Below are 16,981 nucleotides of genomic sequence, written 5' to 3'. Positions count from 1 at the left end.
CTACATTCCTACGGGGAAAACCCTTGATTCTTCATCTCACAGCGTAAGACCTCATGGCACTACCTTTGCCAAAATTTTAAATTAATCCCTCTAGCGCGACGGAAGCGGCGAGTGGGTCTTCTTTTTTGTTGTTTAGTGGATCTTTCACCGACTGTTTCCTCTCCCTCAATTAAACTTTGCACTGGTAGCTGAGTTCTCGTTTCTTCTTTGCTACCCCACCAAGCAATAATCCAACCACCACCAATAGCACCTATTCCCCCCAGCAAAATACTCATCGGTGCTGAATAGCCCAACCACACAAAGCCCAGCAAGAACAATAACCAGTATTTCAGCCCCGCATCAATACCATCAGACGAGGCTATGGTTGGCGCTTGGGGACTAGTTTTACTGGCATTGGTAAGCCAGCCCAAGCTAAATCCACCCAGAATGCCTAAAAAGATACTCAGGGAGGTAGGGGAACCCGTCAATATCAAAATGAAAGTTAAAAATGACCCAAAGATTAATTGAGAAATAAAGTCTGGGGTGAAATTAAATAAGTTGTTATTTTTCGCCATGAGTTTACTAAGGGTGTAAAGGTATAGGGGTAGAAGGGTGTAGGGGTAGGGAGAAAATTTTTACAAATACCTTTTACCCCCTTGCCCTTTAAACCCTTTTCTCGTGCAGAAGTTTTAATTGTGCCTCGTTTGCTTGAGTTGTATCCCAAGTATGGACGTAAGGTGTTTCTGCTGCGCTAAAAGTTTCCACTTGCTTGAGTTGTGATGCTAATAAATCTACCGTAGCATCAGCAATATCACCAGTACGATTGATGAGACGTTCTCGAATTACTTCTACAGGCGCTGTGCAGTGAACAATTTGCAGAGGCAGTTGGTACTGTTGCGCTTGGGAAATAGCTTCTTGTCGCTGTTGTTGTCGGTCATACTTAGCATCTAAAATCACCGTGAAACCTTGATTAGCTAGTATAGTTCCCAAGTTTAACAACCGTGCATAAGTTTTCTGCGTCATTTCCGGTGTATACAAATCATCACTACCCCGTTCCGACAAAGAAATGCCACCCAAATGCTTCCGCACCGCATCAGAGCGAATGTGAATTGCATTTAATTGTCGCGCCAAATATCTTGCGGTTGTACTCTTCCCTGAACCCGACAAGCCCGACATTAAAATTAGCCTTCCTTGTTTGGGTTGAGTATATTCCCAAGCCAGCTTGTAATATTTGGCTGCGGTTTGTGCTGCTTCTTGTTTAACTTCTGCTGGTACGCCAGGATCATCTAATAAAAATGACGTGACTTTTGCCCGGACATAAGACTGTCGGTTTAAATATATTGGTAATACCTCTAAGCCTTCCCAGTCGCCAGTCTGCTCTAGATAAGTATTTAAATAAGCATTACTCAAGTCTAGACGTGCTTGCGCTTCTAAATCCATCACCGCATAAGCAATATCAAACATAACATCGACAAAGCGAAACGGTTCATTAAACTCTATGCAATCAAATAAGAGAATTTTATCTTGCCATAAACAAATATTCCGCAGGTGTAAGTCACCATGACATTCTCGAATGCGCTGATTTTGCATTCTTTTGTGGAATAATTCTTGTCTTTCGGCAAAAAATTTATCGGTATAAGCTTTGCTGTCATCAAACTGCTGTTGTGTCTGGGGGCCGCCAATATATTTTTCTGTTTGCTCGTAATTTTCATCAAACGCCGCCCGTATTTGCGGAACTTCGCCAAAACTGCGAATATAATCGTTTGTCTCGGTTTTAGCATGATACTGCCCCACAACCCGACCCAATTCTTCTAAATGCGCCTCATTTAACTTGCCTTGGGCAAACAAGTTACTTAATAGTGTGTCTTGGGGAAACTCGCGCATTTTGAGTACATACTCGACAGGCTCACCCGTGCCGCCTAAATGATATTTTTCACCTTCTTGGGTGATGGGTAAAACTTCCAAATATAATTCAGCCGCGCCTCGTTGATTGAGTCGTAATTCTTCCTGACAAAAATGCTGCCGTTTCTCCAAAGTCGAAAAATCTAAAAACCCAAAATTCACGGGTTTTTTCAGTTTATAGGCGTAGTTTCCTGTCAACAGCACATAAGAAACGTGGGTTTGGCTGAGTTGAATTGGTTCTGTTACAGGGTGGGGATAAAATTCAGGCTGTAACATCTGCTGAATTAAAGGTGGAAGAGTTACTTCTGTCATATTTTTCTGTAGTAGCTTAACAAAAAACCAGGGTTTTACCCCTGGCATCATCAGCAATTATTTCACAGTTAAACTATCTAGAAAAACAAATAATGCAATTGTTCTAGCGTTTTGCACCAGCATAGAAACTCAAGTGGTAGAGTGTACCCTTAGCTGGGTGGACTTGAACTTCTTTTAAAACTGTTTTACCAGTCCATTGCAGTTCAGGAATGTTGAGTTCAATTTCGGTTTTGTTCACAGCTGCTTTTTTGAGCAGGCGTTCAACTTCTTTGGCATCAACTACCAAAGAAATAGATTCGGAACCGTTATGTCCGTATACGTTGGCAGGGATTAAACCAGAACGACGCAAAGCGTTTGGTTTACTACCTTCTGGGCGCTTTTTAGATTCAACTGTCACAGTCATGTTGTTTGTCCTTTGTCAATTTTGTTCTTTGTCATTTATTCTTTGTCATTTGTCATTTACTAATGACGAATGACCAATGACAAATGACTAAATATTATGCACTCAGCAAGGAGGCTGGTGTGCCGTCAGCGTGTAGTAATGCACGTTTGGGGCCGTGAATGGGGTCTTCTACAATTATGGTTTGATCGCGGCTTGCCCCTAAAGAGACGATCGCAATTGGGACTTCCATTAATTCTGCTAAGAATTTTAGGTAGTCTAGGGCTTGCTGTGGCAAGTCTTCTAAGGTACGACAGTCACTTGTAGACTGCTGCCATCCTGGTAAGGTTTTGTAGATGGGGCGACAACGGGCAAACTGACGGGAACTGGTGGGGAAATGTTCGCAGCGTTCGCCATCTATTTCGTAGGCGACGCAAACTTGAATTTCCTCTAATTCGTCAAGCACATCAAGTTTGGTAATGGCCATACAATCCATGCCGTTAATGCGGACGGCATAGCGACCAATTACCGCATCAAACCAGCCACAGCGCCGCTTACGTCCGGTGGTTGTGCCGAATTCTGCGCCGCGATCGCACAAATGTTCACCTAACTCTCCATGCAACTCTGTGGGGAATGGCCCTTCTCCCACGCGGGTAGTGTAGGCTTTAGATACGCCAATTACCCGGTCTATCATTGTCGGCCCTAATCCTGTACCTACGCAAGCTCCACCCGCTACAGGGTTAGAGGAGGTAACATAAGGATAAGTGCCATGATCTAAGTCCAGGAGTGTACCTTGCGCTCCTTCAAACAAGATATTGCGTCTTCGTAGAATGGCATCGTATATTTTCAACGATGTATCAATTACGTAAGGACGCAAGCGATCGGCATAACCCAAATACTCGTCAATGACTTTTTTGGGATCTAATGGCGGCAGGTTGTAAAGTTTTTCTAAAATGACGTTTTTATAATTGATTGTCCACTCTAACTGGTCGCGCAGACCTTCTGAGTCCATCAAATCTAAAACTCTGATGCCTGTACGCTCTGATTTATCAGCGTAAGTTGGGCCAATTCCTCGACCAGTTGTGCCGATTTTATGGCTTCCCCGCCGTTCTTCTGATGCCTTGTCAATCAACCGATGGTATGGCATCGTGACATGGGCTGTCTCAGATATCAACAGTTTGGCAGTGGAAATATTGAGTTTTTCTAGTTGGTCGAGTTCTGCAATCAAAACCTGTGGATCAATGACTGTCCCACAGCCAATGATGCACTCGGTATCTGGATACAAAATACCAGAGGGAATCAGGTGGAGTTTAAAAGTTTGGTTCTGAGCTACGATTGTATGCCCAGCATTGACACCCCCTTGGTAACGTACCACTACATCTGCGGAACGGCTGAGTAAGTCGGTGATTTTACCCTTCCCTTCGTCGCCCCACTGAGCACCTATGACAATGACGTTAGCCAAGCGTTTATATTATGAGGTAAAGTTTCCACAAATCGCTATTCTATACATATACATCTAAAAATGTCAAGTCAATATAGGAACAAACTTTGGGGGTTGTGGCTTGTTGCTAATAAGGGAAACAATATTGAGTGTTAATTTATACTTAATACATTCATCAAAGAAAGTGCGATCGCACTTTCTCTAACAGCTTTTTACCTACCAATATCATATCTGTCAAGTTACTTATCATGACAAACGTTTAGGCTAAGAGCTAGAGACTAGAAAAATTTACTTGACTGGAATGAAAATTGCTGTAGTTATCATCCTTAATATCGTTAAGTTTTGACTTATGACTACTGTATGCTGAAGTCTTAATTAATATGTACGGAATGTATTCAAAAAATCCAATCAAATGCTGATAATTTTTCTCCTGATTATTAACTATAAAATTCGCAATTTTTGCTTAAATTTCGATAATTAACCGTAGCTTTACAGAATCTTACTCTCAGTATAGAGTTTTCTTCTTAATGTTTTTGTTACCATTAATAAAATTTTCTAAAGAAACTACTATGGCTTTACATGCTGAATTACACAGACATTTAGGCGGTTCCGTTGTACCGCGCGTTTTATGGCGATATTTTGAGCGACATTCTACAGAATTAATTTCTCGCTTTCCTAACTACGGAGAATTTGAGGATTTTTATACCAGACCTCGTAACACTTTAGATGAGTATTTGGAATTGCATACTTTAGTGGAAAGTGTGCAAACTGTAGAGACTTTGCCTTACTTTATTTATCGCTTGGTGCGGGGTGCTTATATATTTGAAAATTTGGCTTATCTGGAACTGCGCTATACTCCATACCTACGGACACCAGAACATCTGAGTCAATCACAACGAATTGACAAAATGGCAGAAATTGTGGATGTGGTTGGTAAAGCTAGTCATATTCAAGAATGCCCGATTGTGACGAGTCAAATTTTGTGTATGCACTCGCGCTTGCCGTTTGAAGTCAATAAGGCGATTATTGATTTGGCTGTGGAGAACAGACAATATGTTTGTGGGATAGATGTGGCTGGGGGTGATAGCTATTATGCCGATCGCCTGCAAGAATGGATTAGTTTGTATGATTATGCGCGATCGCAAGGTGTTAACACTACCGGACACCTTTACGAAACCACGGCTGGTTGTTACCCAGAACTTTTACCTTATCTCAAACGCATTGGTCACGGTATCCAAATTCCGTTATTGTATCCAGAGTTACTTCCAGAAATTGCCAGACGCGGACAATGTTTGGAAGTTTGCCCAACCACGTACATTAAAACAGGTACTTTACAGGATATCCGCCAACTTAAATTAGTTTTTGACCGTTGTTTTGAGGCTGGAGTAGATATTGCGATTTGTACAGATAATGCTGGCTTACACAATGTCCGTTTGCCATTTGAATACGAAAATCTCTTGACTTACGACATTATTAGCTTTGCACAGCTACAAGCTTGCCAAGAGGCGGCTTTTCGCCACGCCTTTGCTTGGCCTTATACCCATCGTCCAGCATCACTGTTAAATGGCTTACTACAGCCAGAAACTCCCAAGGTAATGGCGATGAAGGATTAGTGAAAAGAGACAGGGGGGCAGGGTGCAGGGTGCAAGGGGAAAGAATCTCTGAAAGGTATGGTTTTTGACGCTATTCTGAACAGACAACCTTTGTGCGTAATATCATGTCAGGCAAATCAGTTATGATTCAGCATATCTGTGCAGAAAGACAAAACTCTTCCTCCTCCTGCTCCCTGCTCCCAGCCCCTTTTTCTCTACCTCTTCGGTGACTTGTGGTGAACATTTCGGAAATGGTACCGTCTACAAGTTGGCAAAGGAGTAGAAAAAGTTTTCTCATCATGAAGCGCAGACACAAAGTAGCTGGTTTTCAAGCATTACTCTTCAGTGTTAGCTTAGTTTCAACATATTTGTTACCTGAGCCTACTATTGTTGCTGCATCACCAAGAACCCCAGATAAAACAGTCAACTGCGAGATGTTGGTAGTAGGTGGTGGACTGTCTGGGGTAGCCACGGCTTACGAGGGGTTACTAGCAGGACGAACAGTATGTTTGACAGAAATTACCGACTGGTTGGGGGGACAAATTTCATCTCAGGGGACATCTGCGTTAGATGAACGACCAACTCAACGCGATCGCCAATTCTATTCTCGCGGATATTCAGAATTACGCAACCGGATTCAACGCTATTACGGCAAACTTAACCCTGGGGAGTGCTGGGTAAGTGACTCTTGCTTTCTGCCTCGTGATGCACACATTATTATGACGCAAATGCTCAAGGATGCCGAAAAAAAGGGTAAAGGTAAGTTGGAATGGTTTCCCAACACAGTAATTAAGGAATTAAATATTAGTCAGAATCGGAAAATCATTGAAGGTGCGATCGCAATTCAACATCAACCAGCCAAAGGCGCACCACCTCTCAACACTTTTACCTTATCTCAAACTATTGAAGATGCCTATCGCTACCAAAATTCATCGCGGTTGAGTAAAAAAATTATCCGCTTTGTTCCCAAAATTCCCAAAAAACCAACCACCAGCAATTCTCCCCAGTGGTATGTGATTGATACCAGCGAAACTGGCGAAATCATTGCCTTAGCTGATGTTCCCTATCGTTTGGGTATTGATGCGCGTTCTTTCCTCGAACCATCTTCTTCTAGCACCAGCAATGATCCTTACTGTACCCAAGGTTTTACTTATACCTTTGCAATGGAGGCTACCAAGGAACCGCAACCCCAAACCATGCCCCCATTCTATTTACAGTATTCACCATATTTCAGCTATGAATTAAAAAGATTAGCAGACTTTGGCTTAGTTTTCACCTACCGCCGGATATGGCATCCGAATCCCGGACAACCCACACAATTTAACGGCGTGAGGTTTACTGCACCCACACCAGGGGATATCTCGATGCAAAACTGGACTTGGGGTAACGACTACCGTCCAGGAACAGCCAAAGATAACTTGATTTACACTCGCCAACAACTGCAAGCTACAGGACAGTTAAAACCAGGCGGTTGGATGGGGGGACTACGGACAGAAACTCTCCGCAGAGGTGAGGAAAATGCCCTGGCGTATTATTACTGGCTGGTAAAGGGAACTACAGATTCTCAGTTAGGTAAGGGTGTGAAGCAACAGCAAACGAATAATCGATTGCTGACTGGGTTAAATGCACCAATGGGGACAGTGCATGGCTTATCAAAATATCCCTATATGCGAGAAGGTAGGCGAATTATTGGTCGCCCTAGTTGGGGACAACCGGAAGGCTTTATGATTTGGGAAGTTGATATTTCTCGCCGCAATTACAACGATGAGTATTATCGTAAAACCTTATCTGCGGATACCTATCGTCAGTTAAAAGCAACACTCGCAGGTTTAGAGGCTGCATCTGTAATTACTGGTCAAGTCTCACCAGATAAATCCTTACGCCGTAGCCGTTCCACCATTTATCCTGATGCAGTGGGTATTGGTCACTACGCCATCGACTTTCATCCTTGCATGACTCAAAGTCCGCCAGAAGCCCCAGGAAATAAAGAACGTCCAGGAGAAAGGCGCGGCGCAGGACAGGCTTACCCGTTCCAAATTGCACTGCGAGCGATGATTCCTCAAAAGATTGATAATTTAATTGTGGGTGGTAAGAGTATTGCTACCAGCCATATTGCTGCGGCTGCATATCGGGTACATTCCTTTGAATGGTCTTCTGGTGCGGCGGCGGGAACTGTGACGGCTTTTGCTTTAAAAAATCAGATTGCACCTTATCAACTCGTGGATGATTTACCCAAAGCAGAACCGCAACTACAAGCCTTAAAAAGTTTATTAGAGAAAAATGGCAATCCTACCGCTTTCCCTGACACTTCAATTTTTAATCAAAATTGGGAAGATTGGCGATAGTTAATAGTTTGAGGGATTGGGAATGAGAAATCTGTTATGTTCATTCTCAGTCCTGATTTATAGCGGTTCTCGACTCAGTGAAGTACAGGAAAAAATAATTAACCGCAGATGGACGCGGATGGACGCAGATGAAAATAGATAAATTTGTACCTCAGTAGACTAGTAAATGCTATATCATCATTTCTGCTTTTAAATTGTTAAACTATCTGCTATTGTTACATCCCAAGCACTATCAATTTCAGCAGATGCTTGGCGGTAAGCTTCTTCTAGTTCTTGATTTCGCAGCAATTCTAATGCTTGTTCAATTACCTGAGAACGAGATTTACATCCTTTATTCAGCTTGTAATTTTCGATAAACTCCACTAAATTCAGTGGTAAAGAAATAGATAGTTTTTCGACTTTCATCTTCCTACCAATTAGTAGTAAAAATAATTCATACTACTATAGTATAGGAATTTGATTGGATTTCTGACACCAGAAGAACATGAGTAAGTGCGATCGCATAATAAAATGGTAGCTAAGGAATTAACCAAAACGCCCTGAAACATAGTCATGGGTACGTGCATCGATGGGGTTATAAAAGATTTGATTTGTGACACCAAATTCCACCATTTGACCAATTCGGCTTTCGTCTGTGCTAAAGAAAGCGGTAAAATCGGAGACGCGAGCAGCTTGCTGCATGTTATGAGTAACAATGGCAATTGTTAATTCTGAACGCAGACTGTGAATTAATTCTTCGACTTTCATCGTTGCTATGGGGTCAAGGGCTGAACAAGGTTCATCCATTAACAGTACTTTGGGTTTAATGGCTAAAGCACGGGCTATACAGAGTCGTTGTTGTTGACCCCCAGAAAGTCCTAATGCAGATTTATGTAGTTTATCTTTTACCTCTTCCCATAAAGCTGCACCTTTTAAAGCTGACTCGACAATTTCATCTACTTCTGTTTGCGATCGCCTACCTGCTATTCTGACTCCATAAGCGACATTTTCATAAATACTAATCGGAAAGGGATTTGGTTTTTGGAATACCATCCCAATTTGACGACGCAGGCGGTTGACGTTAATTTTTGGGTCGTAAATATTCTGTCCAAAGAACTCTACTTTTCCTTCTACTTTGACAGGCCCTTCTAATTCACTAATCCGATTGAGAGTTTTGATAAAAGTTGATTTACCGCAACCACTAGGGCCAATTATTGCCGTTACTTGATTTTGATAAATATCTATTGATATGCCTTCAATCGCTTTAGAAGTATTGTAGTAAAAGCTGAGGTTTTTAACTTTGATAGCGGGATTGAGATTATTCATGTTTAGTAGAATCAGGAAAGAGTTTTTAACTAAATTTTTTTCTTACTTGTGATTAAGCGAGAAATCAAACTCACACAAATAACTAAGCCAAGTAAGACGATAGCAGTAGTCCAAACCAATTGATTCTTTTCTGGGTCTGGGTCGTTATACAGATTAAAAATTAATACAGGTAACGAAGCTGTTGGACTCAGCAATCCTGGAGACCAATCTAAACTAAATAATGCAGTGAAAATTAGGGGTGCTGTTTCACCTGCGGCGCGAGCGATCGCTAGTAAAATACCTGTAGTAATTGCAGGTAAAGCGGCAGTTATTACAATGCGAAATGTTGTCTGAAACCGCGTCCCACCCAAAGCAGCAGAAGCAAGGCGTTGGTCTTTAGGAACTAATTTTAAAGCTTCTTCCGTGGTCAGAATCACGATGGGTAACATCAACACAGCTAAAGCAAAGCCACCTGCAACTGCGCTAAATCCTTTCGTGACTAATACAATTACACCGTAAGCAAAAATACCAACAATAATTGAAGGTACACCAGTCAAAATTGTGGTGATGAAGCGAACAAATTGTGATGCTGGGTTAACTTGACTAAATTCTGCTAAAAATATCCCTGTTAATATGCCAATTGGCAGGCTAAAGATTGAGCCAATCATGACAACTGTAATCGTGCCTGTAATAGCATTACCCAAGCCATAATCAATTACTGAATTGACAAACATTTCTGGTCGCAAGCTAGAGAAACCGCGTTTAATAATTTCCCATAAAATTGATATTAAAGGAATTAACGCTAAAGCTGTGAATGCAAAGGCGATCGCATTCATGCTATGGGTGAATAATTGTCTACTTGTTGGCAGTGGAGCATATAATTCTTTTGCTAATAAAGATTCATCTATTTGCGAGTTTTGATAATCAGTCATATATTTAGTTTATGATTTATTTTTATTACTAAACCAACGCACAAATAACCTAGCAGCAATATTTACACCCAAGGTTAATCCAAATAAAATTAACCCTAAATAACTCAATGAGCCAACATGTAATCCTGGTTCAGCTTCTGCAAATTCATTGGCTAATATTGAAGGAATTGTGTAGGCTGGGTCAAGTAAAGAAGCACTGATTTGAGATGAATTACCAATCACAAGAGTGACAGCCATTGTTTCACCCAAGGCTCTACCTAAAGCCAGCATTGCTGCACTGACAATACCAGAAAATCCTGCTGGCAATAACACCCGAAAAATGGTTTCCCAACGTGTACTACCCAAAGCCATTGAGGCGCTGCGTAATTCTTTAGGAATGGCGAGTAAAACATCGCGGCTAATAGCAGCCATTGTCGGCAAAATCATAATAGCTAACACAATTCCTGCGGTTAACATATTTGTGCCGATAGGATCTACCGAGTTAAATAATGGTATCCAATTAAAATAACTGGCCAACCATTTTTGTAACGGTTCTAAAACTGGAATAAACACAAAAATTCCCCACAAGCCAACAATTACACTGGGAATTGCGGCAATTAATTCTACAATGAATGCTAATGTGCTTCTAACAGATATAGGTAAGAAATTTTCGCTAGTGACTATTGCAATTGCAATGCCGATTGGGATAGCAAATAAAATTGCGATCGCACTACTTACTAAAGTTCCATAAATATAAGGTAACGCCCCAAAAACCTGATTACCCGTATCCCAATCTTGACCCCAGAAAAACCCAATACCAAACTTCTCAATTGCTGGTTTCGCTTCTTTATAAATTACCCAACTCATCAAAAACAATATGGCAACTGTAATCGTAGCAAAAAAATATGTTAACCACGTAAAGCCTTTATCTAACCAGAAATTTGCACCACTTGTAGCTGTTAATCCTAAATCTTCATTACTTAAATTTAAAAATGACTTGTGACTATTTGATTCTGATGAGTTATCCATAAATTAAATAGCTAAATATTTTTTTAACTAACTTGATATTTTTAAATGATACCGAATCCATACAAAGAAGCATATAATTAACCTGCAAAGGCGGTCATTGAGCTTATCGAAGTGCAGGCTTTGTTTGTATATCCCATATATAAATTTTGAGGGATTTGTATGCTTTTATTCTTAGTTAATTATGAATAGAGTGAAATACTATCCACCCTATTCATATTCAGAAAATTAGTTAGGTAATACAACAGATTAAGTATCTATTTAACTGAACTATTCACTGTTTGTAATACCCGATTGCTAACATCAGATGGAATTCTGGTGTAGTTGAGGTCATCATTATATTGTTGACCATCTTTGAGTACCCAATTAATCCATTTCTTAATAGCGTCAGCTTTTGCAGCTGTAGGATATTGCTTGTAAACCATCATCCAAGTAAGACCAACAATTGGATAACCTTGTGTTGGATCACCAACAAACACGCGATAGTTATCAGGGAATCTCACAGATGATAAAGCTGCGTTAGCAGTTTGTAAAGAAGGAGAAACAAATTCGCCTGCTTTGTTTTGTATTTGAGCTGATCTTAAATTGTTTTTGGTAGCAAAGGCATATTCTACATAACCAATAGAACCAGGAGTACGCGCTACTAAGCCAGCTACACCTGGGTTGCCTTTACCTTTGAGGACATTTGGTAAAGTCCACTTAGGCGCGGTGCTTGTACCAACTCTACCTCTGAAATAACCACTTATGTTACTCAAGTGGTTGGTGAAAATAAAAGTTGTACCGCTACCATCAGCACGTACTACAAATTTAATCGGTTGATTAGGTAAATTTACACCAGGATTATCAGCTTTGATTTTAGCGTCGCTCCAGTTGGTGATTTGACCAGAAAAAATAGCTGGTAATGTAGCACGAGATAATCTCAGATTGCTGACACCAGGGAGATTGTAAACAACAGAAACTGCACCGCCTGCGGTGGGTACTAATATGACACCTCTTTTAACTTGGGCGATTTGTGCATCTGTCATAGCTGCATCACTACCACCAAAGTCAACAGTACCCGCAGTGATTTGACGAATCCCGCCACTACTACCAATTCCTTGATAGTTAATTTTTAATTCTGGATGCTTCTTTCTCACTTCACGAGCATATCTTTCGTACAGTGGAGCCGGAAAAGTTGCGCCTGCACCATTGAGAGTTTCAGCCTGAGCAACTGCTGACAAAATAGGACTCAAGGCCACAGCAGATGCTACGACTGAAGTAGTAAACGCTCGGTACAAATTGGTGGTCGAAAAGGTCATATTTCTCCGTATTTTGGCAAGATTTTTACTTTACTTGCAGGTGTATATAAATGTGTATTATTTAACTATTTAAATTAGTTTAATAAATGGTAAACAATAGATTAAATATGATTGAAAACATAATTAATTACGACTTTTGAAAGTCGCAATTAATCATGTTTTACGATATAGAAAAGTGGACAAATTAAGCATAAAATTTTACTTAATAGATAGGCAAAAATTACGTTTTCAAATAATTAGAATGTGAAATAATTTTCAAGACTAAATTAAACAAAACTGGTTATAAATTTTACGAATTAAAGTAAATGAGCTAATAAATAATTTTTCAAGAAAAATATTTTGTAATCTTTCAACATGAGCAACTTAATTTCAAATGAGGAATTTACAAATTTCTTCATAGATACACTAGTTTATTTATCTCTCACAAATAAACACTGATCGACTATTGACTTTGATTTTTTGGTTAGTTCAGCACATTTTAAGCAGTTGAAATCATGCTCATATAAAATAAGTGATAAATTTAGTATTTTTAGTAAAAATAACCGTTCAAGAAAATTGAGAGGTTAATGATTGGTTTTAATAAGATTAAATTTTGGTTATATCCAATTTAATTAAGGCTGAAAGGCTGATTAGTGAGATGAAGTTTAAGATTTTCATGTACATTAACTAATTACCCTCTTTTGTCACTTTCCGTACAGTCAATCTCTGAAAGCTTTATTAGTCAGTCAATATAGGCTTTCCTATTAGAAAAAAATAGGTCTTGTATTTGTTATTAAGAAATAATCTGGCGATCGCTTGCTATACAAAAGCTTTAGAATTCAGAAATGGCAAAAGTTTTCGGAGACTGACAGAAGAGGGGTATTACTGTTAATAAATTAATGTCTGTGTCTTTGTACCTATTCTTTTCCTGACAGAAATGCTGCGCGAACGAGAGGACGCTACCGCATCTAGGCGCAAAACATACAATGCTTATTTTTCCACATTCATCATCTACAACCCATTCCCAATTAAAATAAAAGCCGACCAATAATAAGGATGATTAAACTCACTATTCTTATCTGTTAATAAAGCAATTTGCGCCTTTTGCAACGCCTCGGCTTTAGTAAATTTCCCAGCTTTCAACGCTGCATAAAACTCATTCATTAAAGCTTGTGTTCCGCCATCAGATACAGCCCATAATGAAGCCATTGTGGCTTTCGCACCAGCTAATTGGATCTGATATCCTAAACCGAGAATTTCTTGTCCATTGGCTGATTTTTCACCTAAACCAGTTTGACAAGCACTCAATACTACTAAATCAACATTCGACAAAGACCAATTTTCAATATCGCGTAAAGTCGCGTGTTCGCCATCACCAAATACAATAAATGAATCTTCTGGGGAACCATTCACCAACTTACCATGCGTCGCCAAATGTACAATTTTGTAATCATTCATTTGGGGAATTGTTGCATTAGGATTAAAATCTTTATCTAAGATAACTTTGCTACCAGGAAGAATTTTAGCTAAGTTTTCGACTTCGGCTTTAGCAAATTCTAACCCACTAAACATTTCTTGGCGTTGACCAACTGCTACTGTATATTCGCCTTTAGTAAAAGCCGCAGCTAAAGCATTGCTTGGAGTTGGTGGTTGATTCACTAATTTAGTCAAACTAGTAGAAGTAATATTATTAATTACAAACTTCTGTACTAACCAATTCTGCCCATCATATAATGCAGCTAATGGCACATATCTCAGCTTACCATCAGGTGCATAAATTATAGTTTTGGCTTCGGCTTGTTTTAAGTCATTTTCTATAGGTTTAATCAGCCAATTATATAATTTATTGGCTGGGGTTTTACTATTTTTGTAAGGAACAAGAATTGCTTCTCGAAATTCATTAATTGTTTGGTCTAACTCTGCGGCTTTGACTGGTACAGTACGATGAATTGGTGGCGCATCCGCCGAGACAATAACTAATTCTAATCTGTCATCTAAAACTAAAGGATATAACAAAACAGCTTTTTGATTTAACTGGCGTAAGTTATCTCTTAAAGAATTGAGTTGGCGTAAGTTTAAATTTTCCTGTCCTGATGTGGCTGATAATTGTTGTACCAACGCCACAACCGAGGGACTTTTAATAAACTTGTTAAACTCGGCGTTGGTAGTTTGTTCTAGTTTCACCAATTCAGCAAGGCGTTTTTCTTGAGTTGCGGTACGGGTTTGCGGTGGAATTTTTCGCAGGGTGGTGAGTTCTTTACCCAGAGCGATCGCTTGATCTTGAATTGCGCTATACTTCTGAGATATTTGCTCTTCCTGTGGTTTCAACGGTAATTTTTCCGGTGTCACTGCTACAGTTGCAGAACTTCCCCGTTGAGTATTGCGATTTGTGGCTTTTGGCGTACTAGCACCGTGATTCCCAATATAGTCAGTAACTTCCTGAATTTTCAGCAAATCTAAAACTTGTTGCGCTTCGGCTGGACGATTTTGCTGCAATAATAAGTCAGCTAGACGGCGATATCTTTCCGAGACGGTTTCGGTGTAAGATTTCTGCACATCTGTCGGCACAAATCGCAAACTTTGGCGAATCGTTTCTGTTAAGTTAACCGATTGCTTGTAAAATGCGATCGCTAGTGGTGGTTGATTTTGGGCTGCTAAAACATCGCCTAAAAACTTCAGTGTCGCAGCTTCACTAATTTTGTCTTCCACCTCTCGATGAATAGCGACAGCTTGCTGATATAACCCCAAAGCTTTATCGTACTGATTTTGTTTTTGATAAACTTGCCCTAAGTTACTAATTGTTACGCCTTCGCCAGTGCGATCGCCAACTTCCCGATAATTAGCTAAAGCCTGCTGATTAAATTCTATAGCTTGGTTATAGTTGCCTAAGTTTTGGTAAACACGCCCAATATTATTTAGTGCTACCGCTATCCCTACTTTATAGTTATTTTGCTTGTATATATCTAAAGCTTGCTGATATAACTTGAGTGCTTCGTCATACTTACCCAAGCTAAAATAAATCTGCCCAATATTATTCAGATTTAACGCTGCACCTTGAAATTGAAATGAATCTTTGCCAAACGCATCACCTACATTAGCACGATTGGTAACTTGTTGCAGAGCTTGAGCATTTTGACCAAGGGCATTGTACAATAGCTTGATTGCTTGCTCGTCTGTACTTTTATATTCTCCAGTGCCAAGTTTTTTATAAATATTTGTAGACTTTTCCGCAAACTCCAAGGACTTTTGATACTGACCTAAGCTAAAATATGCACCGGAAATATTATTAAAAATCGCTGCTTGCGTTCCATAAAAAGTAGAACAGCATTCTTGTAAATTTTTTAATCCTTGCTGATAAGAATCTAAGGCTTGAGCGTAGTTACCCAAGTTGAGATAAACAACACCAATGTTGTTTAAAGTTTGAGCAGTACCGCTTTTATCACCCTTGGCTTTTTGAATTGTCAAACTTTGTTGATAAAACTCTAAAGCTTGAGAATATTTGCCAGTACGGAAGTAAACTGAGCCAATATCTGCTAATAAAATAGTTTCGCTAGTTGCGTAATTATAACCTTGAGGATTTGCCGCTTTTAGTTCTTGGAGAACTTTTAAAGCTGGTTGATAAAAATTGAGGGCTTTTTCATATTCTCTGAGATTCAGATAGACTTCGGCGATATAAGATAATGGTATCCATTCATTCTCTTTATCGCGGAGTTTGCGGCGAATATCTAAGGCTGACTGCAAAAAATCCAGTGCTTTAGTGTACTCTCCTTTACGTAAATAAACGTAGCCAATATTTACCAAGCTATTGGCTTCTCCAGCCTTCGCGCCATACTGTTTAAATATTGCTAAGGACTGTTGAAAGAGTTCTAACCCGGCTTGTAAATCAGCCAAACCCACTAAATCTTTATAAACTAGTCCTTCACCTTGATTATTTAACATGATGGCTTCGGTGAGGCGTTCTTCCGCAGTGGGGGTTGGCGCTTGAGCAAGGCTAGGTTGTGAATAATACAATACTACAGCCGGAGATCCAACAGTCAACAAGATAGTAGCAACTATGGGAGAAAATTGCATAAGCACAGTTTTTTATGCAGTTAAATAGTTATAGTTTATTGTTCCCATAAACGAAACTAAAGTTATAATTAAAAACTTAATATTTGATAAAGCTATCTTTTCTTTAAAGCAGGCGATCGCTCCCACAAACAATGGTATAATTACGCTAATTTTCTCAGACTTCTTTGCAATACTTAACTTGCTTCTAATGAATAAAAGTTAATATAGATTAAAAATAATAAATAACATCATATTTTATAAAGTTAACTGAGCTAATATTAAGAGTAAGCTTAATTATTGAAGCCTAGTTAAAAGACTAGGTAAGAGGTAGCAATCAAACTCAAATCTTCTAGTTGATTTCATGTATTTCATCTTCAAAATGCTAGTGATTTCAACTTGATTTGCTCTCAAATACTCAGTCAGATAGTTAGGCAGAAATAATTAACATTTCAAACAACAGGTAATCCTGCGTAAACAGCTAGG

The 16,981-nt window shown here is 39.6% G+C and carries 12 protein-coding genes; 2 read left to right on the top strand and 10 right to left on the bottom strand.

Annotated features, from left to right (window positions below):
* Positions 1-59 precede the first annotated feature (59 nt).
* The 4 genes from H6G74_RS12450 to H6G74_RS12435 all read right to left on the bottom strand — a co-directional run bounded on the left by H6G74_RS12450 (position 60) and on the right by H6G74_RS12435 (position 4,034).
* Positions 60-554, bottom strand: a complete 495-nt coding sequence (locus H6G74_RS12450) for a hypothetical protein (RefSeq protein ID WP_190967970.1) — start codon at positions 552-554, stop codon at positions 60-62.
* An 88-nt stretch (positions 555-642) separates the two neighbouring features.
* The gene (locus tag H6G74_RS12445; protein WP_190967969.1) at positions 643-2,193 is read right to left on the bottom strand and encodes a bifunctional aminoglycoside phosphotransferase/ATP-binding protein; all 1,551 of its coding nucleotides are present in this window, start codon (positions 2,191-2,193) and stop codon (positions 643-645) included.
* Between the two features lie 103 nt (positions 2,194-2,296).
* Positions 2,297-2,596, bottom strand: coding sequence for a 50S ribosomal protein L25 (rplY, locus tag H6G74_RS12440; RefSeq protein WP_190967968.1), 300 nt, complete (start codon positions 2,594-2,596; stop codon positions 2,297-2,299).
* A 94-nt stretch (positions 2,597-2,690) separates the two neighbouring features.
* Positions 2,691-4,034 (bottom strand): adenylosuccinate synthase, encoded by a 1,344-nt coding sequence (locus H6G74_RS12435; RefSeq protein WP_190967967.1) that lies wholly within the window; start codon positions 4,032-4,034, stop codon positions 2,691-2,693.
* 548 nt (positions 4,035-4,582) lie between these two features.
* Here H6G74_RS12435 and H6G74_RS12430 point away from each other — a divergent pair.
* A complete protein-coding gene (locus H6G74_RS12430; protein ID WP_190967966.1) occupies positions 4,583-5,626 on the top strand; it encodes an adenosine deaminase in 1,044 nt (347 codons plus the stop codon).
* Between the two features lie 278 nt (positions 5,627-5,904).
* Positions 5,905-7,950, top strand: coding sequence for an FAD-dependent oxidoreductase (locus H6G74_RS12425; protein ID WP_190967965.1), 2,046 nt, complete (start codon positions 5,905-5,907; stop codon positions 7,948-7,950).
* Between the two features lie 189 nt (positions 7,951-8,139).
* Here the strand turns inward: H6G74_RS12425 and H6G74_RS12420 are convergent, their stop codons facing one another.
* The 6 genes from H6G74_RS12420 to H6G74_RS12395 all read right to left on the bottom strand — a co-directional run bounded on the left by H6G74_RS12420 (position 8,140) and on the right by H6G74_RS12395 (position 16,519).
* Complete coding sequence (locus H6G74_RS12420) at positions 8,140-8,355, bottom strand: ribbon-helix-helix domain-containing protein (RefSeq protein ID WP_190967964.1); 216 nt, start codon at positions 8,353-8,355, stop codon at positions 8,140-8,142.
* Positions 8,356-8,475: 120 nt separating this feature from the next.
* The gene (gene pstB / locus H6G74_RS12415; protein ID WP_190967963.1) at positions 8,476-9,255 is read right to left on the bottom strand and encodes a phosphate ABC transporter ATP-binding protein PstB; all 780 of its coding nucleotides are present in this window, start codon (positions 9,253-9,255) and stop codon (positions 8,476-8,478) included.
* Positions 9,256-9,284: 29 nt separating this feature from the next.
* Complete coding sequence (gene pstA / locus H6G74_RS12410) at positions 9,285-10,166, bottom strand: phosphate ABC transporter permease PstA (RefSeq protein ID WP_190967962.1); 882 nt, start codon at positions 10,164-10,166, stop codon at positions 9,285-9,287.
* 9 nt (positions 10,167-10,175) lie between these two features.
* Positions 10,176-11,174, bottom strand: a complete 999-nt coding sequence (pstC, locus tag H6G74_RS12405) for a phosphate ABC transporter permease subunit PstC (RefSeq protein WP_190967961.1) — start codon at positions 11,172-11,174, stop codon at positions 10,176-10,178.
* A 254-nt stretch (positions 11,175-11,428) separates the two neighbouring features.
* Positions 11,429-12,469: a phosphate ABC transporter substrate-binding protein PstS gene (gene pstS / locus H6G74_RS12400; protein ID WP_190967960.1), complete on the bottom strand. Its 1,041-nt coding sequence runs from the start codon at positions 12,467-12,469 to the stop codon at positions 11,429-11,431.
* Between the two features lie 990 nt (positions 12,470-13,459).
* Positions 13,460-16,519, bottom strand: a complete 3,060-nt coding sequence (locus H6G74_RS12395; RefSeq protein WP_190967959.1) for a CHAT domain-containing protein — start codon at positions 16,517-16,519, stop codon at positions 13,460-13,462.
* Positions 16,520-16,981 lie beyond the last annotated feature (462 nt).

The sequence above is a fragment of the Nostoc spongiaeforme FACHB-130 genome (assembly GCF_014698475.1).
Classification (GTDB): Bacteria; Cyanobacteriota; Cyanobacteriia; order Cyanobacteriales; family Nostocaceae; genus Nostoc_B; species Nostoc_B spongiaeforme.
The sequence above is the reverse complement of the archived record's forward strand: the minus strand, read 5'-3'. Positions and strand labels throughout refer to the sequence as shown.